Below are 25,567 nucleotides of genomic sequence, written 5' to 3' on the forward strand. Positions count from 1 at the left end.
CATTAAACCTCCTTTTCATTAGTATCAATAGGTATTTGAAGCAAAACTACCGTGCCCTTCCCTTCTTGAGATTGAATGGTCAATTTCCCTTTTAGCAGCTCAGCTCGCTGCTTCATGCCATATATGCCAAATCCTCCTTCGTGGATATTGGCCCTTTTTTGTTCCTCCATTTTTTCTTTATCAAAGCCTATACCGTTGTCAACAATTCTGACGATTAAAGAACCATCTTTGATGTACATTTTAATGCTTGCCCTTGTGGCTCTTGAATGCTTCTTTATGTTGTTCAACGCTTCTTGTATGATCCTGAACACCGCCACTTCAACTACTTTATCCACAGATTTCTTGTCGAAGTCATAAACCTCAAACGTCACATCTATCCCAGTCTCTTCAATAAAAGTAGCCACATATCTCTCTAAAGTAGGCACTAGGCCTAAATCGTCCAGCGACATGGGCCTTAAGTCAAATATGATCCTCCGTATTTCCTGGAGGCTGGACTTTACAAGCTGCTTTAGCTCGCCTATTTGCTGCTTGGCTCTTTCCACATCCCTTTCCAGCAGCTTTTCACACAGTTCGCACTTGAGCACAACATTCGAAAGCGACTGCGCAGGGCCGTCATGGATGTCTCGAGCCAGCCTCTGCCGTTCCTGTTCCTGAGCTGTGATTATTCTTATGCCCATCATCTCTTTCTTCTGTAGTTCGTGTATTGTACTGCTTATATTTGTCAGTGCATTTACAAGGTAGTTCATGGCCACAGCCACATGGGTGACGAGGTATTCGGCTCTTTCCACAATTTCTCTTGTGCGGCGAATGCGCATTTCAAGCTCGGTTCTCTGGGCAATCAGGTTCTGCTCATGTTCCCTTTTAAGAGCAAGTCTAATCTGAAACTCCCTGGCAGCATCATAAGCCTTCTTGATGTCATCCTCGCTGTAAAGTTTAAAATTTTTGCTGACTACCATCAGCCTGTAACGGCTTTCTTTTTCCAACCTTGCCAGCTTCTCTACTTCTTCTACCGCCTCTTTTACTTTACCTTGCAGCTCGGCTAGCTTTGCCTCCAGGTCTTTCCATTCCTGCCGGGCACTTTCAGCAATTTCAAATATCTGTTTCTTACCGTTTTCAAGAGCCTCAATGGTCTTTTTTACTATCTCATCCAATTGTTCAAGGCTTATTTCTTCGCTCAAATTCACTCCCTCGCATACATAAAGATTTATTACAGTTACTTTTTATTCGACAAAATAGTAAAAATTCCTCTTTCAAATGACAATGAAAATGCTTTGGTTAAATAAAAAATTAAAAGGCACAGGGCTTAAAGCTCTGTGCCTTTTATGGTGTATGCGTGTTTCCATCATACTGGAAACTTGTTTATGCTATTTTCTCATACCGTTTTCAGTTATAATCATGTCCATAGGAACGTCAAAATGGCAAACAGGCACGTCGGGCATCACTTGAAACTCAAAAGCCAAACCTACCTTTTTGGCAAAAGGTGAAACTTTTCTCAAAAAGCGATCGTAGTATCCCTTTCCATGACCTATTCGATTCCCGCGTATATCAAAGGCAATACCGGGTACTATTATCACTTCCAAAGTCCTTGGGTCTATAGGCCTTATAAATTCCTTCTTGGGTTCAAGTATACCATAATGTCCGGGCACAAGTTCATCAAGCCCCTTTATCTCAGAAGCCAGCAGGTCAACCGTTTGGGGTATGCAGACAGGTACCGCCACCGTCTTCCCTGCTTTTAGCAAATCTTCGATTATTCTTTCGGTTCTTACCTCCCCTGGCATATTTACATAAACCATGAAGGTTTGGTTATTTCGGATAAAATCCAAAGACAGCAGGACCTCCGCTATGCGCCTGCTCTTTTCATCGATTTCTTCCTGGCTCGTTTCCCGTCTGCGCCTCAACATGACTCGCCTTATGTCTTCCTTCGTCACAGCCTCTACCTTGTCTATCAACATATATCAGCCCCTTCTCTTTATCATACGTAAATCCTAGGTATTCTGCGTCCTATACCCGTTAAAACCTCATACGAGATGGTGTCACACAGTCTTGCGATATCTTCAGCCGAGATAACCTCTTCACCCTGGCTTCCAATGAGCACCGCTGTATCACCTGGTTTTACCTCTGGAATGTGAGTGACATCTACCATCACCTGATCCATACACACTAACCCAACAATGGGAGCCCGATGGCCACGTATCAAAACCCACCCTTTGTTGCTGAGCAAACGGCTGTATCCGTCTGCGTAGCCCACCGGAAGGGTCGCAATGCGCATGGGTCTCTGGGCAATAAAAGTCCTACCGTAACTGACACTATCACCCCTGTCTATATCTTTTACGTGTACCACCTTGGTTTCCCACTGAAGTATCGGTTCAAGATGCACCCTCGAATGATCAACATGAGGTGAAGGATAGTAACCGTACATGGCAATTCCCGCGCGTACCAGGTTAAAATGAGTATCAGGGCAATCGATAATGGCAGCGCTGTTGGCGGCATGAACCCATTTGAAATCTATGCCTTCACTACGAAGGGTATCAAGCACTTTCAAAAAGCGGCTCATCTGTTGATTGGTAAACGATTTGTCTTCCTCATCAGCTGCTGCAAAATGGGTGAATATTCCCTCCAGCCTCAAATGGCTGTAAGACTTTATCTCGGTACAAAACCTTCTTATGCTTTCAATGTCAACCAGCCCTATACGCCCCATGCCTGTATCCACCTTGAGGTGTATAGCTATTATCTTGTTCAGGCGCTGAGCCTCATAGTTCAAAAGCCTTGCCACCTCAAGCGAAAAGGCGCACTGGGTCAAATCGTACTCCACCACCGTCTTTACTTGGGTCTCGTCTATGCCTCCAAGCACTAGAATGGGGGCAGTAATACCAGCCTCCCTAAGTTCTGCCCCCTCTTCGGGTATAGCAACGCCCAGCCATGAAGCTCCCGATGCCAAAGCCTGATGCGCTACACCAACGGCTCCATGTCCATAAGCATCGGCCTTCACAACTGCCATCAGATGAGTAGAGGGTTTCAACAAGCGCTTTATATTCCTTATATTCCTGTCAAGCTTTGCAAGGTCGATTATCACCTTACTGGGTCGCATCACAAACCACCTGAATCCCAATCATTTTGTTCCCAAACCATTTACGTCATCCACCGTCAATACGCTGACGTTCTCCTTTTTCAATATTTCTTTAGCCGTTTTTAGGTCATCTACTTTAAACAGTATCAGGGCTCGCTCGGCAGGCCGCCGCACAAAAGAATACAGGTATTCCACGCTAATATCCCCTTTGCTTAATATCTCTAGCACTCTGTGCAGACCTCCAGGCCTATCGGGCACTTCCACCGCCAGCACCTCGGTGGTGTTCACCGTATAGCCGGCTTCACGCAATACCTCTAGCGCCTTCTCGGGGTTATCAACTATAATTCGCAATATGCCAAAGTTTGTGGTATCGGCTATGGATATAGCGCACATATCAATGTTGTGCTCGGCCAGCACCTTGGTGACTTCAGCCAGCTTGCCCTTTTTATTCTCTAAAAACACCGATATTTGGGTCATGGGATTTTTGCCTCCCTTCCTTTACAGCTTTCGCTTATCAATTACGCGTTTAGCCTTGCCCTCTGAACGCTCTATCGTCTTTGGTTCGACAAGCTTAACCTTGACCGATAGCCCCAGCGCGCTCTGTATCTCATTGGTTATCTTGCGGTTTAGTTCCTCCAGCTTGCGGACTTCATCAGAGAACAGCTTGTTGGATACCTCGACCCACACCTCCAACACATCCAGGTTGTTTACCCTGTCAACCACCAACAGATAATGCGGTTCAGTCTCTCCGATTTCCATAAGTATGTTCTCGATTTGAGAAGGAAATACATTTACCCCTCGCACTATAATCATGTCATCAGTCCTGCCCAACACCCTTTTCATCCGAACATGGGTACGCCCGCACTTACAGGGTTCATAATTCAAAGCGGATATGTCCCTGGTGCGATACCGTATCACGGGTAGCCCCTCTTTTGTAATGGTGGTGATTACCAACTCCCCTTCCTCTCCTTCAGGCAACACCTCACCCGTTTCAGGGTCAACTATCTCGGGTATAAAGTGGTCTTCAAATATGTGGAGCCCGCATTTATACTGGCACTCGCTGGCAACCCCCGGCCCTATAACCTCGCTTAAACCGTATATGTCTATAGCGGATATCTGAAGCTTTGATTCTATTTCCTTGCGCATGCCTTCGCTCCACGGTTCGGCACCGAAAATTCCATACTGTAGCTTAAGCTCTTCCCTTTTTATTCCCATTTCTTCCATGGTCTCAGCTATGTGCAGGGCATAAGAGGGGGTACACGCCAGTACAGTGGTGCCAAAATCCTTCATGATCATGATCTGCCTCTTGGTATTGCCGCCAGAAATTGGGATAACCGAGGCACCAATTCGTTCGGCCCCGTAATGTACTCCCAATCCTCCGGTAAACAGGCCGTAACCATAAGCTATCTGTATCACCGACTCCTTTGTGGTACCCCCGCACACCAGGGTCCTGGCCATAAGCTCCGACCAGGTGATGATATCCTTACGAGTATAACCCACTACAGTAGGTTTACCGGTTGTGCCAGAAGAAGCGTGTATTCTCACGATTTCACTCAAGGGCACAGCAAAGGTGCCATAAGGGTAATTATCCCTTAGGTCCTGTTTGGTGGTAAAAGGCAGCTTGTGTAAATCTTCCACACCCTTTATATCCTCAGGAACCAATCCCATCTCCTGCATTCGCTGGCGATAATACGGCACGTTGTGGTACACCCGCCGTACCGTCTCAACCAAACGACGCGACTGCAGCTCCCTAAGCCGCTGCCGATCCATACATTCGTGTGCCTTATCCCAATACAACATTTTACTACACCTTCCTTATTGCTATTCTTCCTCTACATACACGATATTGCAAGGCATCAGGAACAACTCATAACGATGATGAATTGTATCCAGCATAAAACGCTTTTAAATTGACCTCTGCTGTTTTAGGAGGTACAACCATTTTTATCGCTTTTTCCCAAGCTTCAGACCCAATACCTAGCACCTTTGCCAGTACGCCTATTAAAGCCATATTGGTCACCTTTATGTTTCCCAGCTCTCTTGCAACGGCCAAAGCATCAAAGAATATTACATTGGGGCAAACTTCACGAATCCTACCTTCTAAATCTTTGGGGTACTCGTAGGTCCCCATTATCACCGGCATAGGCTCTATTTCCTGCAAATTTATTACAGCTCTGCCTTCTTCCTTCAAAAAATGTATCCACCGCAGCGCCTCCATCTTTTCAAAAGCCAGCAGTATGTCAGCAGTACCCGGCTCCACCAGTGGAGAAAACACCTTTGTGCCGTATCTTACATGCGTGACCACGCTGCCCCCTCTCTGTGCCATGCCATGAACCTCAGATATCTTGACATCGTATCCTAAATCCATAAATAGGCTCCCCAATACCTTGCTGGCAAGAAGGGTCCCTTGTCCGCCAACACCTACTATGAGTATGCTTTTGGTATCCATATTACTCACCTACCCCTCTTATTGCACCAAATTTGCAAACCTTAACGCACAACCCACATCCATTGCATAGAGCCTGGTTGATGTACATACCATCTGGCTTTTTCTCAATGGCAGGACAACCCAGACGCAGGCAAAGGCCACAAAGCCGACAAGCACCCACATCGATGGATAGAGGGGCCTTCACCTCCTTGGACAGCAGAGCACATAGGCGCCGTGCAATGACCACTGAGGGCTCCTCCCTCTGCGTTTCCTCCTTAAGCACCCTTTCCACCTCTTCTAGGTCAAAGGGGTCAACCACCCTAACGTGCTCTATTCCTATAGCTCTTACCAAGTTCACCAGGTTAAGAGGCGGCACAACATCACCCTTGAGTGTACGTCCTGTTCCTGGATGGTCTTGATGTCCCGTCATGCCGGTGGTAGAGTTATCAAGTATGACTATGGTGGAAGCTCCTCGGTTATACACTATGTCTATAAGCCCTGTGATCCCAGAGTGTATAAATGTAGAATCGCCAATGACAGCCACTAGCTTATGAGAGAAGTCCCTGCCTCGAGCCTTTTCCATTCCGTGAGCCATGCCCACACTAGCTCCCATACACACACACGTGTCAATAGCCTCCAGTGGCGGCAAAGCTCCCAAAGTATAGCACCCAATATCTCCTGTCGCATGAAGCCTTAGCTTTTTCATGACGTAATATATACCCCTATGAGGACAACCAGGGCACATAACAGGTGGCCGTGGCGGAAGGTCCTGCACCGGCCTTACATTGAGTACCTTGCCCGCGATTCTTTCTAATATAATGTTGGCGCTCAATTCGCCCTGTACAGGAAAAATCTCCTTACCGGTGACAGGAATCCCCCAGCTTTTAATTTGCTCTTCAAGCACCGGATCAAGTTCCTCTATAATATACAGCTTTTGTACCTTGCTTGCAAACGACTCAATCAACCTTCGTGGCAGAGGATTTACCATACCCAGCTTTAAAAACGAAGCGTTGGGCAGAGCCTCTTTAGCATACTGATATGTTATGCCGCTGGCTATGATGCCTATAGAGATATCCCCCATCTCAACACGGTTAACCCACAAATCATTGGCGGCTTCAGCCAAAGCCTTCATACGCTTTTCTACTTCAATATGGCGTTTCCTGGCCATGGCTGGCATCATCACATTTTTATCGGGCAGCTTTTTGTATTCTTTAAGCGGAATATCCACCCTTTGGCCCAGGGTCACTATGCTTTGTGAGTGGGCAACACGGGTGGTAAGCCTTACAATTACAGGGGTATCGTATCTTTCGCTGAGCTCAAAGGCAAACTTGACGAAATCCAAAGCCTCCTGGCTATCAGCAGGTTCTAGCATAGGTACCTGAGACGCACGGGCGTAATAGCGGCTGTCCTGTTCATTTTGGGAGCTGTGCATCCCAGGGTCATCTGCCACTACTATGACCAACCCTCCATTGACCCCTGTATAGGAAACGGTAAATAATGGGTCTGCTGCCACATTGAGCCCCACATGTTTCATCGCTACCATAGCCCTTGCTCCGGCAAATGAAGCGCCAATGGCTACCTCCAAGGCAACTTTTTCATTGGGCGACCACTCGGCATAGATCTCCTCGTATTTAGCGGCAAACTCAGTAATTTCCGTGCTGGGAGTGCCAGGATAGGCCGCTACCACCCTCACCCCCGCTTCGTATGCTCCCCTTGCAATTGCCTCATTCCCTAACATCAACCTCTTCACGCTATCCCTCCAACATTTTTACAATCCTATTTTTCAATGATGTTGAGGTTTCATTCTTTATGAGGGTTTATATACACCTTGTATGCAATAATTATACTTTTAAATTATAAATCAACCCATTAAAAAAAGGAAGGCCTAAACGCCACTTTTTAAACAAAAAGGGGCATGCCCTTTACGGGGCATACCCCTCATCGACTTTAAACAAATCAATGCTTATTTATGAACAAAAGTGGCACAATCGGTTTCCTGAGTGGTTCGAGCGTTTCGCGGTTGAATCTCGATTTTGGCAGCACCGCAATAATCACCATCCATGTGGTAATGACAAGTATTTACCACACACTTTACCCCAGAAAGAGGCTGATTCCTTTTTTCCACTCGGCCTTCCATTACACATCCCTCCTCCAAAAAGTTCTCTATATTAGATTTAGTATTTTAGGAGGGTTTTATTCGCAAAATCAACTTTACTCAAAAAAAGTGTTCCTCCACCATAGCACAAAGGGCATGGTAAACCGGCAAATGCAATTCTTGAACCTTAGGTGTAGAGTCGGCCGGCACCCGTATGGTTACGTCACATAAGTCCTTCAGCCTTCCCCCACTTTTTCCCGTAAAACCAATGGTCTTAAGGCCCAGAACGCCGGCTAAATAGGCCGCATATAAGATATTAGGAGAATTGCCCGATGTCGTCAGCCCAATAAACACATCACCAGGCCTGCCGTACCCTAAAACCTGTTGGGCAAAAACCAAGTCTGGGTCAACGTCGTTGACAAAAGCGGTAAAGATTGAAGACTGAGAAGTCAAGGCAATAGCCGGCAGCGCCCCTTGGAGCTTTTCAGCCAATATACTTCCTAGAGAAGTATTTTTATTCAGTAGAAGCTGTTTAGTAGTATCAGGAAGCACTCTTTTTTTCATAAACCCTTTCATCAGCTCGCCCACTATGTGCTCTGCATCGGCAGCACTTCCTCCGTTTCCTGCTATCAAGACCTTATTCCCTTTTTGATAGCACTCAACTAAAATTTCGTATGCCCTTAAGATATCCTCTCTGCATTCTTTTAAAGCAGGATACCTATCCATTAACTCTTGAAAAATGTTCATGGGATTCCCCATCAGAAAACCTCCTCTATACAATACCCATAGCTACACATAAACTTGACAGATCTCCTATTCTTTCGCCCAATCCGGCTGGTAATATTTGGCATGCCTGATAAGAAGAAGGCAACGCCTCGGCTTTTAAAACTTCCTCTGCTGCAGGCTGAATGAATTCTCGACACCTTGCAAATATGCCACCCAGTATTATGCGCTCAGGATTCAATATATCGATAAGTATAGCCAGTCCCATACCCAAGTACCTTCCACTGGTCTGCAAGATGTGAATTGCAACGGGATCACCCTGAAAAGCAGCCAGCCCTACATCTGCAGCCGTAATAGTATTGGCTTTTTCTTCGGTGGGACAAAATGCAACCTTTTCCCCACGCCTTAACCTGGATATGATTTCATGACGGGCCAGTTGCACAATTCCCCCACCGCTGCAAAAACCTTCAAAAGAACCCGCCTTGCCGTATCCTACAGGTCCATCAGGCGCAAGCCTTATATGCCCTACTTCTCCTGCCATATCACTGGCTCCCCTATAAAGCCTCCCATTTATTATCAGTCCAGCCCCTAACCCTGTCCCAAATGTGAGGAATATCATATTGTTGCAACCGCGTCCAGCACCAAACTTCCATTCTGCAACAGCGCATGCATTAGCATCGTTCTCTAGAAAAACATCCTTTTTAAACCTGTCCTTTAATATGTCTACTATAGGAATTTCGTCCCAGCCTGGCAGATTGGGTGGTGACAGTATAAGCCCCCTTTTTGTATCAAGAGGCCCTCCACAGCTGATTCCTACACTTCTCACATCATCTATACTAACAGACAGCTCGTCCAATATAGTATCAGCAGTTTGGATTATTTTCTCAATGACTCCATAAGGCCCCCCCTGTTCACGGGTGGGAAAGGCATATCGTTTGTATATCCTACCGTTTTCATCACCCAACACGACAGCGCATTTGGTACCACCAATGTCTATACCTAATAGATAGCCATCTTTCATACGCCAATTCCCCTTCCCCGAAGCTTAAAAAATTAAAGGGGAGGGGACATTACACCCTCCCCCTCTTTTATATTTAGTGCGCTCATTCTTCAAAATATATAGCCTTTCCTGTCTTGGCTGACTGGTATATAGCCTCGAGGATCTCGGTTACAACCAATGCCTCTTCGGGTTTCACCCGCGGCTCGGTATCGTTTATTATACACTCGATCCACAATCTGGCTTCCTTATCACCAGGTGACTCAACTGCACTAGCATCATAGAAGTCTACGCCAGAAGCGTCAAGCCCTGGTTTGGTTATATACAGCTTGCCGTATTTTTCTCCGTTTATGCGCAGGCCATCCCACATATCAGCTCCCGCTTCAGTCCCGCACAGGGTGGTCTTGGCTTCGCCCACCATCAAAGTGTTCAATGCCCAACTGGCTTCCAAAATGATGGTCGCACCGTTTTGCATGACTATGAAGCCAAACGCCGAATCCTCCACAGTAAACTTCTTGGGATCCCATGGCCCCCAGGCATTAGCAGCGTTTTCACGTTGAGAAAGCTTGTGATATACAGTACCCATGACGCTCTTTACTTTATAGTTATTCATCATCCACAGCGTCAGGTCCAAAGCATGGGTACCTATATCGATGAGCGGTCCTCCACCCTGTTCCTCCTCATCCAGGAATACGCCCCACGTGGGAACTGCACGGCGCCTTACGGCATGAGCTTTTGCAAAGTATATCTCACCCAATTCTCCGTTCCTGCACAGGGTATACAGGTATTCCGAATCCGGCCTGAAGCGATTTTGATAGCCAATGGTCAATTTTTTGCCCGTACGCTTAGCAGTTTCAACCATTTTGCGAGCATCGGCTGCCGTCTTAGCCATTGGCTTCTCGCACATGACGTGTTTGCCCGCTTCAAGGGCGTCAACTGTTATGTACCCGTGCGACTTATTGGGAGTACATATATGTACTACATCTATTGATTTATCCTCTAAAAGTTTTCTGTAGTCAGTATAAACCTTAGCATCTTTTGAACCGTATTTAGCGGCAGCTTTTTGGGCCCTTTCCTCTATAATGTCACAGAACCCTACCATCTCAACGCAGTCTAGCTTAGCCAATCCTGGCATGTGTTTGCCGTTGGCTATTCCCCCGCATCCTATAATTCCTACTCTCACCTTATCTTTTAAGATCATTGTTGAACCCTCCTCACTTATAATGGTAAAATTACCTCTTACATCTTAAGATATTACCACATCGAAGACCTTTTTTCAACAGCTCAAATTCTTTGATAATTTATCGGAGTCGTAGGGTCGATTAAGCTCCATCCCAAGCTTTATAAACCTGAACATCCTGTCAGCAGCGTCTTTTAAAAGCTCTTGAGCCCTATCAATGGCCTCATCCAGCGACATAGGAGCATTCACGGTGGGCATAATACTATATATCCCATAGTCGTATACTTTTTGTGCCCCTGGGCCCATCCCTCCTACTATAGCAACTACTTTAATCCCTTTATGCTTACAACGTTTAGCTATTCCCACAGGCACCTTGCCGTATACAGATTGCCCATCAATCCTGCCCTCGCCAGTTATAACAAGGTCCGCTCCCTCGATCAGCTCATCAAACTTCACATAGTCAAGAACGGTATCAATCCCCGGCTTTAGTACGGCTCCAAAGAAGGCTACCAATGCAGCCCCAAGCCCCCCTGCCGCTCCCGAACCCGGGACCTTGCTCATATCCATCCCTGTGGTCTCTTTGATTAGCCGTTCATAGTTTTTCATTCCCGACTCCAAAATATCGAAGTTCTCTTCAGTTACCCCTTTTTGTGGGCCATACACGGCGGTGGCGCCATGAGGTCCTGTGAGGGGATTGCTGACATCGCATATGACAGTGATAGTGCTTTCTTTAATCCATGGATCTATGTCATCTATGATGATCCTATCAATAAATTGCAGATACTTGCCACCAAATCCCACTTCCTTGCCCGACCTGTCCAGAAATTTAACCCCCAACGCCTGAGCAGCGCCGATCCCGCCATCGTTGGTGGCACTACCCCCTATTCCTATAATGAAGTCCCGGATGCCTTCATCTAGGGCCGCCTTTATGACTTCTCCCGTACCATAAGTAGTAGCATTCAAGGGATCCCTTTTTTCAGCTGGGACAAGGGGCAGCCCCGATGCTTGAGCCATTTCAATTACCGCTGTTTTACCATGAATTATGCCGTATTTGGCTTTGACGCGCATATCAGGTAGCGGGCCCATCACTTCAACCATCCTGTACTCACCTTTGGCGGCCATAACAAGCGCATCCACCGTCCCTTCGCCGCCATCGGCAATAGGAACCTTCACCACTTCTAAAGGTGAAAAGTGCCTCCTTGCCACCTCTTCTAAATGTTCGATAACTTCCAGGGAAGAAAAAGTCCCTTTAAACGAATCGGGCACCAAGACGATCTTCAAGCTTTACACCCCTCTTTCATAAGCTTTTGTGATACCAAACCCATTCGTTACCCTACCTATTTTAAAATGGCAACGAAAGGCATAATCAAGCGCTTTCAAGGGAAAGCGCCACGTCTATCATTAGTGCACATTCTATCCTCTTGCGCTGCATGATGCAGGCCAGCTCGTTTGGAATGTTAATGCTTCCGTTTGTAAAATAGGCGTTGGCATGACACCCGCCAGAACAAAAATATTTAGCCCAGCAATCCTTGCACTTTTCCTTTGTCAGGATATTGCACCTTTTAAACCGGTCGGCCCATCCCCTCGGGTCATCTATACCGTTGAATACATCTCCCATTATAAACTGGGGTTGCCCAACAAATTGATGGCAGGGATAGAAACGCCCCTCAGGCGATACTGCAAGGTATTCAAAGCCTGCCCCACACGCCACAATCCTCCTTTGCACACATGGCCCCCCGTAAAGGTTTATATTGAAGTGGTAAAACTTAAGCTTATGTCCCGCCTTTATATAATCCACTATTCTTCTGGCCAACCTTTCATACTCGTCAAGAATTACGGATATATGTTCATCGGTGATGTGAAATGGCTGACCACTGCCCACCACCGGTTCTATCGATACCTCTTCAAAACCCAATCCAGCTATATGGAAAACATCCTCAGCAAAGTCTAAATTTCTATTTGTAAACGTCCCCCTTATGTAGTAGTTTTTGCCACCTCTACCGCTTACCAGTTCCTTGGCCAATTCTACAATCTCGTCGTAGCTTCCCTTTCCGTTTCTGTAGTACCTCATGGCATCATGGACATGTTTCCGCCCATCCAGGCTGATGACAACGTTGTCCATGTTTTCGTTGATATAGTCGATCTTTTCCCTATTAAGAAGAGTGCCGTTGGTGGTTATGGTAAAATAGAATTTTTTATTGTAACGTTTCTCAAGCTCCCTACCGTAAGCAACCGCCTTTTTGATCACATCAAAGTTGAGCAGCGGCTCTCCTCCAAAAAAATCCACCTCTATGTTTTTCCTGTTTCCGGAATTTTGGGCAAGGTACTCCATGGCTTTAAAAGCCACTTCTTCAGGCATGAGCCTCCTTTGGGAACAGTAGCTGCCTTTAGAGGCAAAGCAGTACTCGCAGCTTAAATTGCAATCGTGTGCCACATGAAGGCACAGCGCCTTTAAGCCGTTGTTGTTTTCTAGCTGACGGGAAAGAAATGTTTCGTCTAATTCGGGGCTGTATAGCATTCCCTGCTCTATAAGCCGCTCAATCTCTTCACACGCCTCTTTAACGCTATCCACCCCAAATTTATCTCCAAACTTCTCAATTGCCCTGTCTGTCGAAAAATCATACGGAAACGCCTTTAAGATTTCGTATGTAAGCCTGTCAAGGCTGTGCACACTCCCGCTGTTGATATCTACAGCGATGTAAAGCCCATTCATCTCAAAAGCATGTACCACTCTTAAGTTTCCCCCTTACATAAAACATTATAAATAAGAGCCTATCATCTGCTGTTAGGCAGCAAGTTATAATACCAAGTTAATGATATCACCAAATACCAAACTTGTCTATTGAAAACAAAAACAGAGGAGAACATCTAACTTTAAAACATTCTCCCCCGGGTTTATTCAAAATGTGTAATTTTAGCAGCCGTATCAATTTAGTACATCTTCCCCAGCATTGCTGCACCCACTATGCCTGCATCGTTACCCAGCTTTGCGGCAACTATCTTGGTCTGAGGCACACCCTCAACCGTATAGACCCTTTGGCTCACTAATTTCCTGAGTGGCGCCAGCAGGTATTCTCCTTCTTTCGAAATCCCACCACCTATGGCTATAATTTCTGGCTGGAATATGTTTACCACGTTTGCTAGGCCCTCAGCGAGGTATTTCATATATTCCTCCACAATGTGCAACCCAACCTTATCTCCCTGTCTTGCGGCATCAAACGGAGTCTTAGCATTTATCTTTGACAAATCCCCATCAACGAGCTTGTTTATCAAGGAATCGGGGTTGGCAACAGCCGCCTTTTTCGTCTCGCGTATCAAAGCGGTGGCAGAAGCATAAGCCTCCCAGCAACCTTTTCTTCCGCATGTGCACTGTTCACCGTCAACCACAATCACCATGTGTCCCATTTCAGCAGCAGCATTGTTAAAACCGCTATAAACTTTGCCATCTATCACAACTCCAGTGCCTACACCAGTACCTAGCGTAATGGTAACAGAGTGCTTTGCTCCCTTGCAGGCCCCTGCCACGCTTTCGGCAAGTGCAGCCACGTTTGCATCGTTGTCAAGATAGACAGGAAGGTCTATGTATTTCTGCATCTCAGCCCGCATTGGAACATTTCTGAATTTAAGGTTGTTTGCATAGACCAAAATGCCTTCTTCATTGTTAGGTGTCCCCGGGCTCCCTATTCCTATGGCTTTTACTTCTTTTAAAGAAACGCCGGAGTCCTTCACCACTTTCAACGAAAGCATGGCCATATCCTTGATTATTTCAGGATATTCCCTTTCATTTAAAGTAGGGACGCTATCCTTATGTATAATCTTCCCTTCTTCATCAACCAATCCTACAGCTATATTAGTTCCTCCCAAGTCAATTCCTATGTAATACATCTGCTATACCTCCCCAATTTAACAAATTCCTATACCAAATAATACAATATGTTAATATAAAACACAATACAAAAAAACCGTTAACCTTTAGAGAATCTTTTGGTTAACGGATCCTCTATAACCTTATCTATCCTTCCGTTTGTGCACTCTTTTATCCAATTGTTAATAATATTGGGGGCTTGCGGAGATGAGAAATTCAAGTGCTCTATATATGCGTTGTAAAATCGTTTATTTACATCCAAGAACTCCTTGTAAAATGACACCCCTTCCCTTATCCAAATTGAATTAGCAATGGATACTTTTATGTCGGGATCAGGGTTTTGAAGTATGGTTAGCAGGTCTGCATTGGCTTTATTGACATCTTCTATGCTCATGTTCTGTAACTGTAAAGCTTGGGCCATTGCCTCTTTTGTTTCACCATCGGCACCATTGTACGTCATGCTCAAAGCCAGACTCACGCTTGCAGGGCAGATAAACACGTTATCCTTTACCTGGTCACCAATTAGCTGATTAAACAACTTAAAGCTGAACTCGATGTTTGCATCCACCAGCCTTTCATCCACCTTTTCAGCAGGAGGTGGAAGTTTAGACCCAGCAATGGATGCCCAGTTTATCATGCTGCATGAAGTCAATATAACTGCTGTAACAAAAACAACAATATACATACACGCCACATGCTTTATCCTCATAATCATCTCCCCCTTTTAAGTTTATTTTTCATTAGAATTGACGATAAGGGGGATAAAAAGTTTCATTTTTTTATTTTTTTATATCGCACCTTATAGTCCGTCCCGTATAAATATCCATCTCAAATTCCTGGTTATAAGCAGGGAAGCTGCTCTCTTCTCTAACATGAATCTTTGTGCCTTTTATCCTCATCTTTACCATGGATCCCCTGCGCGTTATGCCTGCAGAAAGCCCGTCTATAAGCCGGAAAAACCTGTGCATAACCAGCAAATAATCAGGGAAATCAGCAGGCAGTTCATTCTCACCATGATGATGATACTTTATCAAATAATACACCTCATCGTTTATATCGTACAACGACCTGCTCAAAGAAGCCCCTCTAAACGCATGGTAAAAACCTTGTTCAAATACTTCTTTGGGATTTACTACGTCGCCTACCTTTAAATCCGGCTGCACCTTTCCGATGTCGTGAAGTATAGTAGCCTGAACCAGGGTATTCTTATTCACGCCAGGCAGTTCCATCAGCCCCTGTTTAAAGGCATCTGCTAATAACTTAAGCATGTTTACTACATGTCTGTAACAACCGTCTTCTATAATGCCAGTTATTTTGATCATGCCGGTATTTTCGTCATATTCATCCATATATTCCGGTATGGACTTCAGCCTGGCCTCTATACGCTGGTCCGGAAGCATTGCCAAAAATGCCGTTTCTAGCTCCTCTTGCATTTCCTTTATTCGGTTCAGCAGTGTATATTCACGGGATACATCTATAAAAGCGACAAGAACGTTATTTGTCTTTTCATTCAAAGGACTCACTTCTATCCTATAATAAGTTCCTGACCCGCTTTCAATTATTTTATCTTTGTATGCACCGTTTATTAAAGCGGCTACTTCCTCTTGGTTTGAAAATTTTTCTAATAATATCCTTCTTGCAACCCTGTTGCATTTCACTATTTTACCCGGTGGGGAAGCTAAAACAACACCAAAAGGCAACATATCTATTATTAAACCTGTGACAATCAAGGTATTTTTTGCTAATCTTTTCGCTTTAATCCTTTCCTCTTTTTCTCGCTTGTGTGTAGAACTGAGTTGATCTATTACATTCATAAGTGAAAGACTTCTGATTATTTCTCCTTTTTCGTCTGTCAACAACAACTGTCCCTCATCAGCCCTGAGGAGTAAATTTTTTGTTGATTTCATATAATGGTATTTTTCCTGTATTTGTTATGTTAAATTTTTCCAGTATACTTCCCTTTCTTTTGCGCCAAAAAGACCAACTAAGGTCTTACCTTTGCTTTTTATTTAAATTTTTAAAAACTTTTCTTCCCTTCACACCACCTCCTCTGCTATAATGTAAATACTACGTGAACCTTACTTGCATCGGCTTCATTATACTGACCATATCCTCATCTGTTATAACCTTAGTCCTTAAATCTTCTAACAGATGCAAGGATATGTGCTTTATAGTCTTCTTGATAACCTTAAGTACTTTTGCTCCCTTGGTGTATAGCTGCATCAATATGTCCGCAATCTGCGTAAGCAGATAATGGTTCTTCATAGCGTTGTAGTTGTAGCTGTTTATATGCCCTATGGCATATATCAAATTCTTTTGTCGATTGAATCCTTCGTTTTCAATTTTCCATCGACTTCGCCCTGCGCCAACAAGTGCCAGGGCATTTTTCTGCGTTACCTTTATGTTGGTAATAAAAACATAACGTTTATTCTCACCATCTCCTTCTGTATCAACAAACTCAATTAAGTTTACTACCCTTTCATTGTATGATATTTCATTAGCCCAAAAAATATTATCCTCTCGTTCTATATCTCCTTCTCTCTTCCTGAAACTCATCCCATCTATCTTCTTTATAGCTTCAAATTCTTCCCCCACGCTCTTTATCCGTCCTTCCTTATACCTTATCAAAAATTTCCACCTATACTCATCACATAACTTAAACACACCTTCACAGGCATAAAGACTGTCCCCTAAAATACAAATGGGCAGCCTCTTGAAAACTCTCTTTATTTTCCCCGCCAACCTGTAAAAGGCCTTTAATTCACAATCTTGCTTGCTGACTTCTTCTCCCTCATTCTCTATAAACTCTGTTCCCTAGGGTGTTAAAATAAAATCGTGTCTGGTGTATAATGAAATTACAAAGGAGGCTGGTAATTATGGATAAAAATACCTATTATCAAACAGTTAAAAATATGGCGGTTGAAAAAGTATTAAATCAGTATTGCTCTGATTCGGACCCATCTCGCCCTGCCTTGAAAAAATTGCTGGAGGATTTGCTCGACTGGTTTATGTTGTCTGAACGCCAAATCTATCTCTTGAAAAACGAGAATGACAAAGGTAACGGCTTTTATGATAGAAAACTTGGTACACCTATGGGTAACCTGGAAATCTCTGTCCCAAGAACTCGCACTGGCGATTTCAGACCTCACATCCTCCCTGAACCGTATAAAAGGGTGGATGAATCCTATACAGACCTCCTTATGTCCCTTGTTGTCAACGGTTATTCAGAATCTTCCCTCTTAAATACCCTCAAAAGCCTCAATCTCCCTTATTCTGATGATGAACTCGACAAAATCAAAGATGACCTAAAAAGCGAGTTAGACCTTTTCAAACAACGAGAATTACCCGAATCGGTGTTTGCATTACTCATCGATGCCTATCACTGTGAGATAAAGGACGGCTCAAAAGTAAAGAAAGCCGCATGCTACATAGTCCTTGGCATCGATATGGAAGGTAAAAAAGATATCTTTGGCCTTTACACCTTCTTCGGTAAAGAAAACAGAGCCGATTGGAACAAGGTCTTTGAAGACTTGATAAATCGCGGTCTTAAACGAGTTTTAGTAGTTGTAAGCGATGATTTCCCTGGAATTATTGACACGGTCAAAGCTGTATATCCATATGCTGACCATCAGCTCTGTTTTGTACACCTTCAGAGAAATATCCGCAAATATATGACCAAAGCTGATGCCACAGAATTCAATAAAGAACTCGATAAAATAAAGTTTGCTTCTTCCTTTGATGAAGCTGTTCAAAAGTTTTATGAACTTTGCAGTAACTTTAAGAGTAAATATAGCCGATATATGAACCTTCTTATGGAGAAAGCAGAACATTACATGGCTTTCACTAAATATCCCGAATCCTTGAGAAAGCATATTTATACTACCAACAGTGTAGAGAGTATTAATAGCCTGGTTGAAAAAATTCGGATAAGGTCGGGTGGTTACTTTAACTCTGTCGAGGTATTGGAAATTAACATATATTTACAGAGGGAAAACTTAAGGCGGACAAAATGGAAAAAAGCGGTACCAATGATAAATGCTCACATTTATGAAATACAACAAATTTTCCAGTTACGTTACTTTAATCAGACACAAAATTCTTGACAACTCTCCTGTCCCTATACTAAATACCATATCCCCAATAACAAGCTTGGCCTCAAGCACTTGATGCATATATACCGTCGTCACTTCCTCAGTTTCCTTATTTACATATTCCCGCTTCAAACAGTGTTCGCAATGCCTTTCCTTAAATGAATAAAGTCCTGTCGCATCAAATATTACTCCCCAATATTTCCCTCGTATCCTGAAATCTTCAAAACATCTCTTTTTCAGTAACTCTTTTATCATATATACCCTAATTTTTTCAAGCTCAGTCGGTTCCAACTTAGATAAAAAATCATTTATAGTATCATAATGGGGTAATTCCTCTAGGCTCTCTACTCCCAAAACTTTCTCAATATTTTTTATACATTCATCTTTGTTTAATTCCTCCGTCATCTCCCTCATAGACGTTAATGCCATTATATTCTTTATTATCATTACAAAAAGTATAACGTCTGGAAGATAAGTGATATAGCTCTTATGTCTGGGATCTTTTACATTCCTAAGTCTCTCATTTAAATCCTTAAAAAAATGATTCTTAATTCTTATGAACTCGAGAAAAAAATTTGTGTTCTTTTCTGCTTCTCTTTTTTCTTTTCTCGTTACCAACCCCAATCCCCTCCCAAAAGTGCAATTTTGCTGACTTCTTATAGTATTATTATACCATATTTAGCACTTTTTTGAAGGAGTTTGTCGTATTTTATCCTGCAATTAGCACGAAAAATTTTTACTCCTCAGCGCTGAGTCTCGTGCATGTATTTCCTACTAGCGGTTATACTACAAAATGGGTGGTGAGGATATGTTTAACATGATTAAAAGCCTTTTTAGGCGCGGAACCCCCAAAGAAAACATAGACACGATATATACCGGCCTGGATGAACCTCTGCCCAAAAATATCGAAAAAGTAAAAGAAAGGCTAGATGAAATCTTCTCGGGGTGTGATGACTTTGTGGTACGGCACATAGTTTGCGGTAAAGGTGAAGATGATGAGGTGCGAATACTGGTATCATACATTGACGGCCTCGTTGACAAAAACATACTAAATCGTGACATAATCCGCCCCATAATCGAGTATTTTTCCCAAACCGAAGTGCACGGTGAACCAAAGCTGGCATTTCAACGCATTAAGGAGTGCGCCATAAGCGGCAGCGATTTTGAAGAGATTCAAAACATGCAGCAGGCGGTCTATAAAATCGTTTCGGGAAATGCGGTGCTTTGTGTGGATGGGGTAAAATGCGCGTTAGCCGTGGATGTAAAAGCAACGCAGGGCAGGCAGATCGATGAACCCGATACCGAGGTTGCCATAAGAGGTCCGCGTGAAGGCTTTGTTGAAAACCTCGCCACCAATATGGCACTCATCAGGAAAAGAATCAAAAGCCCAAACCTCAAGTTTGAGATAATCCGGCTGGGCGTTCAGACCAAAACCGATGTCTGCGTATGCTACATCAAAGGAATCGCAAATGAAGAAATCGTCAAGGAAGTACGGAAGAGGATTAAAAAGATTAGAACCGACGCCATCCTTGATACAGGATATATAGAGCAATATATAGCCGATAACCGCTTAACCCTTTTCCCCATCGTGGGCAACACCGAAAAATGTGACAAGCTGGTGGCAAAACTGCTGGAAGGCAGGGTAGCGATACTGTGCGACGGTACACCCTATATACTGACAGTCCCCTATATCTTCATAGAGTCCATCCAGACATCTGACGACTACTACGACCACGCCTTTTTTGCAACGTTTATGCGGTTGCTCAGGCTTTTTGCGCTGGTCATATCCAACCTGTTGCCGGCTATGTACGTGGCGCTGGTGAGCTTTCATCATACCGTAATCCCAATAAAGCTCATAATCACGTTAGCCGCCTCACGCCAGGGAATACCCTTTTCGCCGTTTGTAGAAGCTGTGCTGATGATAACGGCGTTTGAACTTTTACGCGAAGCCGGCGTACGCATGCCCAGAACGATAGGGCAAGCGCTCAGCATCGTAGGGGCTATCGTATTGGGCGAGGCATCAGTTGCCGCAGGGATCGCCAGCAACCTCATGGTCATCGTGGTGGCCATAACAGCAATATGCAACTTTGTAGTGCCGCCGCTTATCAGGGCTACCATGTTGCTTAGGTTTGTCTTCCTGGTAGCTGCCAATTTTCTTGGATTCCTTGGCATCTCCTTTGTAGCCGTGGCTGTTCTCATACACCTATGCAGGTTGCGCTCCTTCGGCATACCTTATATGGCACCCTTTTCTCCCCTTACAGCTTCTGACCTTAAGGACTCACTCCTAACGGCACCCATATGGGTGATGCTCACACGGCCCAAAATACTATTCACCGAAGACACAAAGGGTACAGTGGGAATAAAGCGCCAGGAGGCAGATGAGATAAGTGAAGATTAAGATAATAACACTGTTGATTTTGTCAGCGCTTTTGACCGGATGCTGGGACAACGTGGATTTGATAGACATCAACATAGTTACTGCACTTGGGATTGACAAATCAGAAGATGGAAAGATAATCGTAACGGTGCAGGTGATAGAACCGGCGGCTTTGCAATCCACGTCTTCCAGCCAAGGGAAAGGGGGAATGGCGCAGCCCAAACCGGTATTTGTTAAATCCTACAAAGGTGAAACCATTTCAGACGCCTTGATAAGCATGAAAGCGGTAGTGGACAAGAGGCTGTTTTTGAGCACACTCCAGGTAATCATCCTTGGAGAGAAGCTTTGTCGAGAAGGCATCAATGAGGCGCTGGATTTCCTGCACAGGGATTATCAGGTAGAATACCTGGCGGATGTGCTGGTAGCAAGGGGCTGCAGCCCTGAAGACATTTTAAAGATACAGCCCGAGATGGATGCCATCCCGGCGATGTATATAAAGGGGACGATAGAAAACACAAAGTTGAGGGCAAAGGTAAAGCGCACGATGCTGATAGAATTGTTTAAAGACGTTAAAAACAAATGCAGGCAGATTACTATAGGACAGATAACCAAGGAAAATGAAAAAACCGTCAAAGCAGAAGGTACAGCCGTCTTCAAAGATGGAAAGCTGGTAGGATGGCTAAACCAGTACGAGACAAGGGGGTTTTTGTTTGCAACCGACAAAGTAGAAAGCACAGTTGTTACAATACCGGTGGCTAGCGGTAAAATGTCCATACAGGTACTGAATTCCAACGGAAAAATAGACGTCAAATTTAAAAACGGCCAACCCTACAGGCTGTCAATTTACGTTAACCTTGAAGGCAATATAGCAGAATATACAGGAAAGGGAGTACTGAGCTTTCAGCAAGACATACATATGCTGCAGAAAGCTTTAAGCGAAGAAGTCAAAAAAGAAATCGCTATGGCTATCAGAAAAGCGCAGAAAGAATACTCCAGCGACATATTTGGATTTGGCAAAATTGTGCATAAATACCATCCTCAATACTGGAAACAAATAATGGACCAGTGGAACGATATATTCAGCCAACTTCCTGTTGACATAGTCGTAAATTTAAAGATAAGGCGTTCGGGACTCATCAAAAGTCCCATGATAAAAGATGAGTGACCATATGATGCTAATTTTAGCAATTCTTGCAGTTTTAAGCATACATGATGTGCGGAAATTTATAAAAGCTAAGGAATCGTTCCGGGTGATTGCCACCTATACCTTTATCGCAGTATTGAGCCTGATCTTGGGATTCTTAATATCAATAGGCAAAAGGCCCAGCAGCCCTGCCGAGTGGATACAGAAAATTTTACAGGCAATCGGAGTGATAAAGTAATGGAAAAGGAAAAAATATCCAGCTTGCAGCTGTTTATGCTCATGACAGGCTTTTTATTTGGTAGTACGCTCATCATCAATCCGATAACAAGCGCAAAAAACGATGGATGGTTGGCTATAATTATCGGGGGAATAGGCGGCACATTGCTTTTACGGATGTATGCCACAATCTCTGCTCTTAACCCCTTCAAAAACTTTGCGGAGATTTTGAAAAGCCACTTGGGCAAAGTACTGGGCAATGTGCTTGCCCTACTGTATGTATGGTATTTTACACACCTGGCTTCACTGGTGCTCAGAAATTTCGGGTCCTTCATGACCACAACTGCATACCTATATACCCCATTAGAAGTGATCATTGTCATTTTTGCCATAATTATTGTATACGCGGTAAACAGCGGGATAGAGGTGGTGAGCAGGGTAAGCAAGATACTTGTACCGGTCATCCCGGTTATAGCAGTTCTCATCAGCATAGGTATCGTAACCGTCCATGATTTTACCGCATTTTTACCATTACTGGAAAACGGCATACAGCCCGTAATAAAGGCGGCTTATGCATTTTTGACCTTCCCTTTCGGCGAGACAATCGCCTTTTTAATGATATTTCCACATTTAAACAGAAGAGAGAATTTAAGAAGAGTGTCCGCCCTGTCAGCGCTGTCAGCCACCGGGCTGTTTCTGTTCATCTTTTTCAGGGATATAACCGCATTGGGGAGCCATTTCATATACCAGGCAACTTATGTACCCCACATAACGTCGGTGCTCATTCCAGGCATAAACCTGGAGCCGCTATTTGATATAAACCTGCTAATAGGAGGAGGAATAAAGATAGCCATATGTCTGTATGCCGCCTCAACCATGTTGGCTGATATCATAGGTGCAGGCGATTACAGGAAGCTCACCACGGCGTTATTGACATTCTGTGTAGTACTTTCTATATGGATATACGAAAATATATTCGAAATGTTCAATTGGGCCGAAAATGTGTGGCCTTATTATTCAATACCCTTCCAGTTTGCCATCCCCCTCATTTTACTGCTTTTATCCTTGAAGAATAAAAATAAGGCGAACACAACGGAGTCAGCTGAACAGTGAGTCCATCATCTCCTTTATCTTCATCTTTCTGGCACGGGTTTCATCGTGGTCTATCTCAATCTCGATGTCCTCACCGCTCACTTTAAGCACCAGGACGGTACCTTCCTCTGCACCCTCGGGCAGCCTTGACCTCTCTACATTGATCATCTTCCTGTCTTCATCCTCGCAGACAGCAAAATTTCCCTCAAACCTGTCTATGATGACCTTTTTCATTGAACACCCTCCTGACATTTATTGGTTTTTATAGGCAAATACCTCTATCTTTTCCCCATCGCTGGTTATAACTATAGTCCCTCGCTCATCGGTTCTATATATCTTTGCCCCCACTTGCTTCAATTTTTGAATAGTTTCGGGCGCCGGATGACCGTAGTCATTGCCTTTTCCGACCGATATCACGGCTATTTGCGGCTGTACAGCTTGCAAAAACTTTTTGGAAGTTGAATAGGCGCTGCCGTGATGCCCAACTTTAAGCACATCCGATTGCAAATCATACCCCTTTTCAACCATTTCGTTCTCAGATTCAAACCCTGCATCTCCGGTGAACAAGAACGACGTACCGCCGTACCTCAGCTTTACAACGACAGAGTAATCATTGGTATTCTCATACCGCTTGCTGTTGGGAGCAAGCACGACAAATTCGGCTTTTCCAAGTGGATATACAGTACCGGGTACCGGAGGAGTAATCTTCAAGCCCTTATTAGATATGGCTTTCAGCATTTCCTCAAATGTCCTTGTATTGCTCTCTACTTTGGGCATTATTATGTGTTTTACTTCAAAAGATTTTATCACGGCATCCATCCCGCCTATGTGGTCCTCGTGTGGATGAGTGGCGATGACATACTCCAGAGTAGTTATCCCCCTTGCCTTTATATAATCCACCACCAGCTGGCTATCCTCGTTGTTGCCGGCGTCTATCAACATGGCGGCCCCATCCATTGTAATCAAGATGCTGTCGGCCTGCCCCACATCGATAAAGTGTACTGCCAAACCACGCTCGCTGTTGCTACCTGGGACTTTTTCACCGCTTTCTGTAGCCGGCGTTATTTGGCCATTCCCAGCAGTATTTCCCTCTGCAGGTGGTTTGGCCACCTCCTCGCTGGACAGCCTGGCTATCACAAACACCATAAATAGGATGAATATATACATCATTTTCATCCATGTCGCGGTAGTATTGTATCTTCTTGGCATTAAACCACCCCTCCTGTTAACTGCCATTCGTTACTGCTTCAAAAGCTCATTTAATTTTCTACTTCCATGTTAAATTCGTTTTTCAAATACTGTTTAACAGGTTGCTTAAGCATAATTGGTGGATATGTTTGAGCAGGCTGCCCAAAGGAAATTCGACAAAGACAGGGTGATGCTGAGAGCAAGTACCAGCTGATATTTGAACAACTGCCAGTTGAGGTTAATTTACTCCCCTGTTCCCTTATTTTTCATACGATGGGTAAACTCTGCCTGAAGCCTTGGAGCTTCCTTGTCTTCCTTGACCGCCTTTATTGCACGGGCCAGCGCTGCAACATAAATGTCAAGTACCACCTTTCCCTTTTCTTCGCTGGCATAGCTGGCATTGCCTACCACGTTTTCCGGATAGTCTGCGTACCACCAAAGGGCGTTATGTACCCCGTGTTCCCATAAATGTTTAAAGCGCCTCAAAGGTTCAACCGTGTTCTGCGGAGCATATTCCAATTTTGCCTTGCCCGGGCAACAGGCCATAAAAAGTGAGGTCTCCATTTCACAAGCATGTCCCATAACATCTGTTTCCCACAGGCTGTTTATTCTGGCGCGTTCCTCACTTGTAAGCCCCTCACCAATATTGGTATAGTAAAGGATATAATCTGTTGGCTCATCCAGTCGGCTCATGGCAAAATAGTCCAGCATGTGCCTATTGCCTCCATGGCCATTTACAATAAGAATCTTTTTAAATCCGTTGGAGGCAATGGACTTTAATAGTAAGCTCAATGCTTCAATGGCAAAAGCCTGGGGAAAGTTCACTGTGCCCGTAAAGCAAGCAGCTTCGTGGACTTGCATCATGAAGTAGGGTGGGAACACGACCGCAGGCTCAATCTCTGCAGCCCTGCACGCTATTGTGTGGGTGATAATCATGTCACATCCGAAAGGCAGATGTTCTCCATGCCGCTCTAGAGATCCGGTCGGGACAATGCAGAGGCCATGCTCCTCTACAGCTCTTTTAAAATCCCGAGGCACCAAATATTCCCAGCGCATAAACAACTCCCCCTTATTTTACAGTTTAAACAAATCACAAGTATATTT

At 44.3% G+C, this 25,567-nt stretch carries 26 protein-coding genes; 5 read left to right on the plus strand and 21 right to left on the minus strand.

Annotation, left to right across the window (positions count from 1 at the left end):
- Positions 1-2: 2 nt before the first annotated feature.
- The 17 genes from JOD02_RS01695 to JOD02_RS01775 form a co-directional block, all read right to left on the minus strand.
- The gene (locus JOD02_RS01695) at positions 3-1,178 is read right to left on the minus strand and encodes a sensor histidine kinase (protein WP_204486348.1); all 1,176 of its coding nucleotides are present in this window, start codon (positions 1,176-1,178) and stop codon (positions 3-5) included.
- Between the two features lie 186 nt (positions 1,179-1,364).
- The gene (locus tag JOD02_RS01700) at positions 1,365-1,952 is read right to left on the minus strand and encodes a 5-formyltetrahydrofolate cyclo-ligase (RefSeq protein WP_204486350.1); all 588 of its coding nucleotides are present in this window, start codon (positions 1,950-1,952) and stop codon (positions 1,365-1,367) included.
- Positions 1,953-1,972: 20 nt separating this feature from the next.
- Positions 1,973-3,088, minus strand: coding sequence for an alanine racemase (gene alr / locus JOD02_RS01705; protein ID WP_204486352.1), 1,116 nt, complete (start codon positions 3,086-3,088; stop codon positions 1,973-1,975).
- A 21-nt stretch (positions 3,089-3,109) separates the two neighbouring features.
- The gene (locus JOD02_RS01710) at positions 3,110-3,544 is read right to left on the minus strand and encodes an ACT domain-containing protein (protein ID WP_204486354.1); all 435 of its coding nucleotides are present in this window, start codon (positions 3,542-3,544) and stop codon (positions 3,110-3,112) included.
- Between the two features lie 21 nt (positions 3,545-3,565).
- Positions 3,566-4,867 (minus strand): phenylacetate--CoA ligase family protein, encoded by a 1,302-nt coding sequence (locus JOD02_RS01715; protein WP_204486356.1) that lies wholly within the window; start codon positions 4,865-4,867, stop codon positions 3,566-3,568.
- 67 nt (positions 4,868-4,934) lie between these two features.
- Complete coding sequence (locus JOD02_RS01720; protein ID WP_204486358.1) at positions 4,935-5,516, minus strand: indolepyruvate oxidoreductase subunit beta; 582 nt, start codon at positions 5,514-5,516, stop codon at positions 4,935-4,937.
- Position 5,517: 1 nt separating this feature from the next.
- Entirely contained in the window at positions 5,518-7,245 is a 1,728-nt protein-coding gene (gene iorA / locus JOD02_RS01725) for an indolepyruvate ferredoxin oxidoreductase subunit alpha (RefSeq protein ID WP_204486360.1), read from the minus strand.
- A 213-nt stretch (positions 7,246-7,458) separates the two neighbouring features.
- Positions 7,459-7,632 (minus strand): DUF1540 domain-containing protein, encoded by a 174-nt coding sequence (locus tag JOD02_RS01730; RefSeq protein ID WP_204486362.1) that lies wholly within the window; start codon positions 7,630-7,632, stop codon positions 7,459-7,461.
- A gap of 78 nt (positions 7,633-7,710) precedes the next feature.
- A complete protein-coding gene (locus JOD02_RS01735) occupies positions 7,711-8,349 on the minus strand; it encodes a D-sedoheptulose-7-phosphate isomerase (protein WP_243426260.1) in 639 nt (212 codons plus the stop codon).
- A gap of 13 nt (positions 8,350-8,362) precedes the next feature.
- On the minus strand, positions 8,363-9,334 hold the full coding sequence (locus tag JOD02_RS01740) for an ROK family protein (RefSeq protein ID WP_204486364.1): 972 nt from the start codon (positions 9,332-9,334) through the stop codon (positions 8,363-8,365).
- 82 nt (positions 9,335-9,416) lie between these two features.
- A complete protein-coding gene (locus JOD02_RS01745; RefSeq protein ID WP_394355730.1) occupies positions 9,417-10,508 on the minus strand; it encodes a Gfo/Idh/MocA family protein in 1,092 nt (363 codons plus the stop codon).
- A gap of 78 nt (positions 10,509-10,586) precedes the next feature.
- Positions 10,587-11,771 (minus strand): glycerate kinase family protein, encoded by a 1,185-nt coding sequence (locus JOD02_RS01750; protein ID WP_204486367.1) that lies wholly within the window; start codon positions 11,769-11,771, stop codon positions 10,587-10,589.
- 85 nt (positions 11,772-11,856) lie between these two features.
- A complete protein-coding gene (gene scfB, locus JOD02_RS01755; RefSeq protein ID WP_204486368.1) occupies positions 11,857-13,221 on the minus strand; it encodes a thioether cross-link-forming SCIFF peptide maturase in 1,365 nt (454 codons plus the stop codon).
- Positions 13,222-13,421: 200 nt separating this feature from the next.
- Positions 13,422-14,375 carry an ROK family protein gene (locus tag JOD02_RS01760; protein ID WP_204486372.1) on the minus strand — a complete coding sequence of 318 codons (954 nt, stop codon included), beginning with the start codon at positions 14,373-14,375 and terminating at the stop codon, positions 13,422-13,424.
- An 80-nt stretch (positions 14,376-14,455) separates the two neighbouring features.
- A complete protein-coding gene (locus tag JOD02_RS01765; protein WP_204486373.1) occupies positions 14,456-15,064 on the minus strand; it encodes a serpin family protein in 609 nt (202 codons plus the stop codon).
- Positions 15,065-15,134: 70 nt separating this feature from the next.
- A complete protein-coding gene (locus JOD02_RS01770) occupies positions 15,135-16,262 on the minus strand; it encodes an HD domain-containing protein (protein WP_204486375.1) in 1,128 nt (375 codons plus the stop codon).
- A 160-nt stretch (positions 16,263-16,422) separates the two neighbouring features.
- Positions 16,423-17,097 carry a transposase gene (locus tag JOD02_RS01775; protein ID WP_204486377.1) on the minus strand — a complete coding sequence of 225 codons (675 nt, stop codon included), beginning with the start codon at positions 17,095-17,097 and terminating at the stop codon, positions 16,423-16,425.
- Positions 17,098-17,231: 134 nt separating this feature from the next.
- On the opposite strand from JOD02_RS01775, the gene JOD02_RS01780 reads away from it, so the two are divergent.
- Entirely contained in the window at positions 17,232-18,458 is a 1,227-nt protein-coding gene (locus JOD02_RS01780; protein WP_204486379.1) for an IS256 family transposase, read from the plus strand.
- Here the strand turns inward: JOD02_RS01780 and JOD02_RS01785 are convergent.
- Entirely contained in the window at positions 18,426-19,064 is a 639-nt protein-coding gene (locus JOD02_RS01785) for a transposase family protein (RefSeq protein WP_204486381.1), read from the minus strand. The two genes, JOD02_RS01780 and JOD02_RS01785, sit on opposite strands and share 33 nt — an antisense overlap.
- A 190-nt stretch (positions 19,065-19,254) precedes the next feature.
- Between JOD02_RS01785 and JOD02_RS01790 the strand changes: the two genes are divergently transcribed.
- The 4 genes from JOD02_RS01790 to JOD02_RS01805 are packed head-to-tail and all read left to right on the plus strand — an operon-like array spanning position 19,255 to position 23,296.
- Positions 19,255-20,844 (plus strand): spore germination protein, encoded by a 1,590-nt coding sequence (locus JOD02_RS01790; RefSeq protein WP_204486382.1) that lies wholly within the window; start codon positions 19,255-19,257, stop codon positions 20,842-20,844.
- Positions 20,834-21,988 (plus strand): Ger(x)C family spore germination protein, encoded by a 1,155-nt coding sequence (locus JOD02_RS01795; protein WP_204486383.1) that lies wholly within the window; start codon positions 20,834-20,836, stop codon positions 21,986-21,988. Before JOD02_RS01790 ends, JOD02_RS01795 begins: the two co-directional genes overlap by 11 nt.
- 4 nt (positions 21,989-21,992) lie before the next feature.
- Positions 21,993-22,205, plus strand: a complete 213-nt coding sequence (locus JOD02_RS01800; protein WP_204486384.1) for a hypothetical protein — start codon at positions 21,993-21,995, stop codon at positions 22,203-22,205.
- Positions 22,205-23,296 (plus strand): GerAB/ArcD/ProY family transporter, encoded by a 1,092-nt coding sequence (locus JOD02_RS01805; RefSeq protein WP_204486385.1) that lies wholly within the window; start codon positions 22,205-22,207, stop codon positions 23,294-23,296. The genes JOD02_RS01800 and JOD02_RS01805 overlap by 1 nt, the downstream gene beginning before the upstream one ends.
- Here the strand turns inward: JOD02_RS01805 and JOD02_RS01810 are convergent.
- From JOD02_RS01810 to JOD02_RS01820, 3 genes are all read right to left on the minus strand, one after another.
- Positions 23,282-23,509 carry a DUF3006 domain-containing protein gene (locus JOD02_RS01810; RefSeq protein ID WP_204486386.1) on the minus strand — a complete coding sequence of 76 codons (228 nt, stop codon included), beginning with the start codon at positions 23,507-23,509 and terminating at the stop codon, positions 23,282-23,284. The two genes, JOD02_RS01805 and JOD02_RS01810, sit on opposite strands and share 15 nt — an antisense overlap.
- A gap of 18 nt (positions 23,510-23,527) precedes the next feature.
- The gene (locus JOD02_RS01815; RefSeq protein ID WP_204486387.1) at positions 23,528-24,484 is read right to left on the minus strand and encodes a ComEC/Rec2 family competence protein; all 957 of its coding nucleotides are present in this window, start codon (positions 24,482-24,484) and stop codon (positions 23,528-23,530) included.
- Between the two features lie 222 nt (positions 24,485-24,706).
- The gene (locus tag JOD02_RS01820; RefSeq protein WP_204486389.1) at positions 24,707-25,519 is read right to left on the minus strand and encodes a creatininase family protein; all 813 of its coding nucleotides are present in this window, start codon (positions 25,517-25,519) and stop codon (positions 24,707-24,709) included.
- Between the last annotated feature and the right edge of the window lie 48 nt (positions 25,520-25,567).

It is taken from the genome of Caldicoprobacter guelmensis, assembly GCF_016908415.1.
GTDB lineage: Bacteria > Bacillota > Clostridia > Caldicoprobacterales > Caldicoprobacteraceae > Caldicoprobacter > Caldicoprobacter guelmensis.

Excerpts from the sequence above, each read along its gene's own strand:
- JOD02_RS01700 (WP_204486350.1), bottom strand. The coding sequence starts at position 1,952 with ATGTTGATAGACAAGGTAGAGGCTGTGACGAAGGAAGACATAAGGCGA.
- alr (WP_204486352.1), bottom strand. The coding sequence starts at position 3,088 with ATGCGACCCAGTAAGGTGATAATCGACCTTGCAAAGCTTGACAGGAAT.
- JOD02_RS01710 (WP_204486354.1), bottom strand. The coding sequence starts at position 3,544 with ATGACCCAAATATCGGTGTTTTTAGAGAATAAAAAGGGCAAGCTGGCT.
- JOD02_RS01715 (WP_204486356.1), bottom strand. The coding sequence starts at position 4,867 with ATGTTGTATTGGGATAAGGCACACGAATGTATGGATCGGCAGCGGCTT.
- JOD02_RS01720 (WP_204486358.1), bottom strand. The coding sequence starts at position 5,516 with ATGGATACCAAAAGCATACTCATAGTAGGTGTTGGCGGACAAGGGACC.
- JOD02_RS01730 (WP_204486362.1), bottom strand. The coding sequence starts at position 7,632 with ATGGAAGGCCGAGTGGAAAAAAGGAATCAGCCTCTTTCTGGGGTAAAG.
- JOD02_RS01735 (WP_243426260.1), bottom strand. The coding sequence starts at position 8,349 with ATGGGGAATCCCATGAACATTTTTCAAGAGTTAATGGATAGGTATCCT.
- JOD02_RS01740 (WP_204486364.1), bottom strand. The coding sequence starts at position 9,334 with ATGAAAGATGGCTATCTATTAGGTATAGACATTGGTGGTACCAAATGC.
- JOD02_RS01760 (WP_204486372.1), bottom strand. The coding sequence starts at position 14,375 with ATGTATTACATAGGAATTGACTTGGGAGGAACTAATATAGCTGTAGGA.
- JOD02_RS01765 (WP_204486373.1), bottom strand. The coding sequence starts at position 15,064 with ATGAGGATAAAGCATGTGGCGTGTATGTATATTGTTGTTTTTGTTACA.
- JOD02_RS01770 (WP_204486375.1), bottom strand. The coding sequence starts at position 16,262 with ATGAAATCAACAAAAAATTTACTCCTCAGGGCTGATGAGGGACAGTTG.
- JOD02_RS01780 (WP_204486379.1), top strand. The coding sequence starts at position 17,232 with ATGGATAAAAATACCTATTATCAAACAGTTAAAAATATGGCGGTTGAA.
- JOD02_RS01790 (WP_204486382.1), top strand. The coding sequence starts at position 19,255 with ATGTTTAACATGATTAAAAGCCTTTTTAGGCGCGGAACCCCCAAAGAA.
- JOD02_RS01800 (WP_204486384.1), top strand. The coding sequence starts at position 21,993 with ATGATGCTAATTTTAGCAATTCTTGCAGTTTTAAGCATACATGATGTG.
- JOD02_RS01805 (WP_204486385.1), top strand. The coding sequence starts at position 22,205 with ATGGAAAAGGAAAAAATATCCAGCTTGCAGCTGTTTATGCTCATGACA.
- JOD02_RS01810 (WP_204486386.1), bottom strand. The coding sequence starts at position 23,509 with ATGAAAAAGGTCATCATAGACAGGTTTGAGGGAAATTTTGCTGTCTGC.
- JOD02_RS01815 (WP_204486387.1), bottom strand. The coding sequence starts at position 24,484 with ATGCCAAGAAGATACAATACTACCGCGACATGGATGAAAATGATGTAT.
- JOD02_RS01820 (WP_204486389.1), bottom strand. The coding sequence starts at position 25,519 with ATGCGCTGGGAATATTTGGTGCCTCGGGATTTTAAAAGAGCTGTAGAG.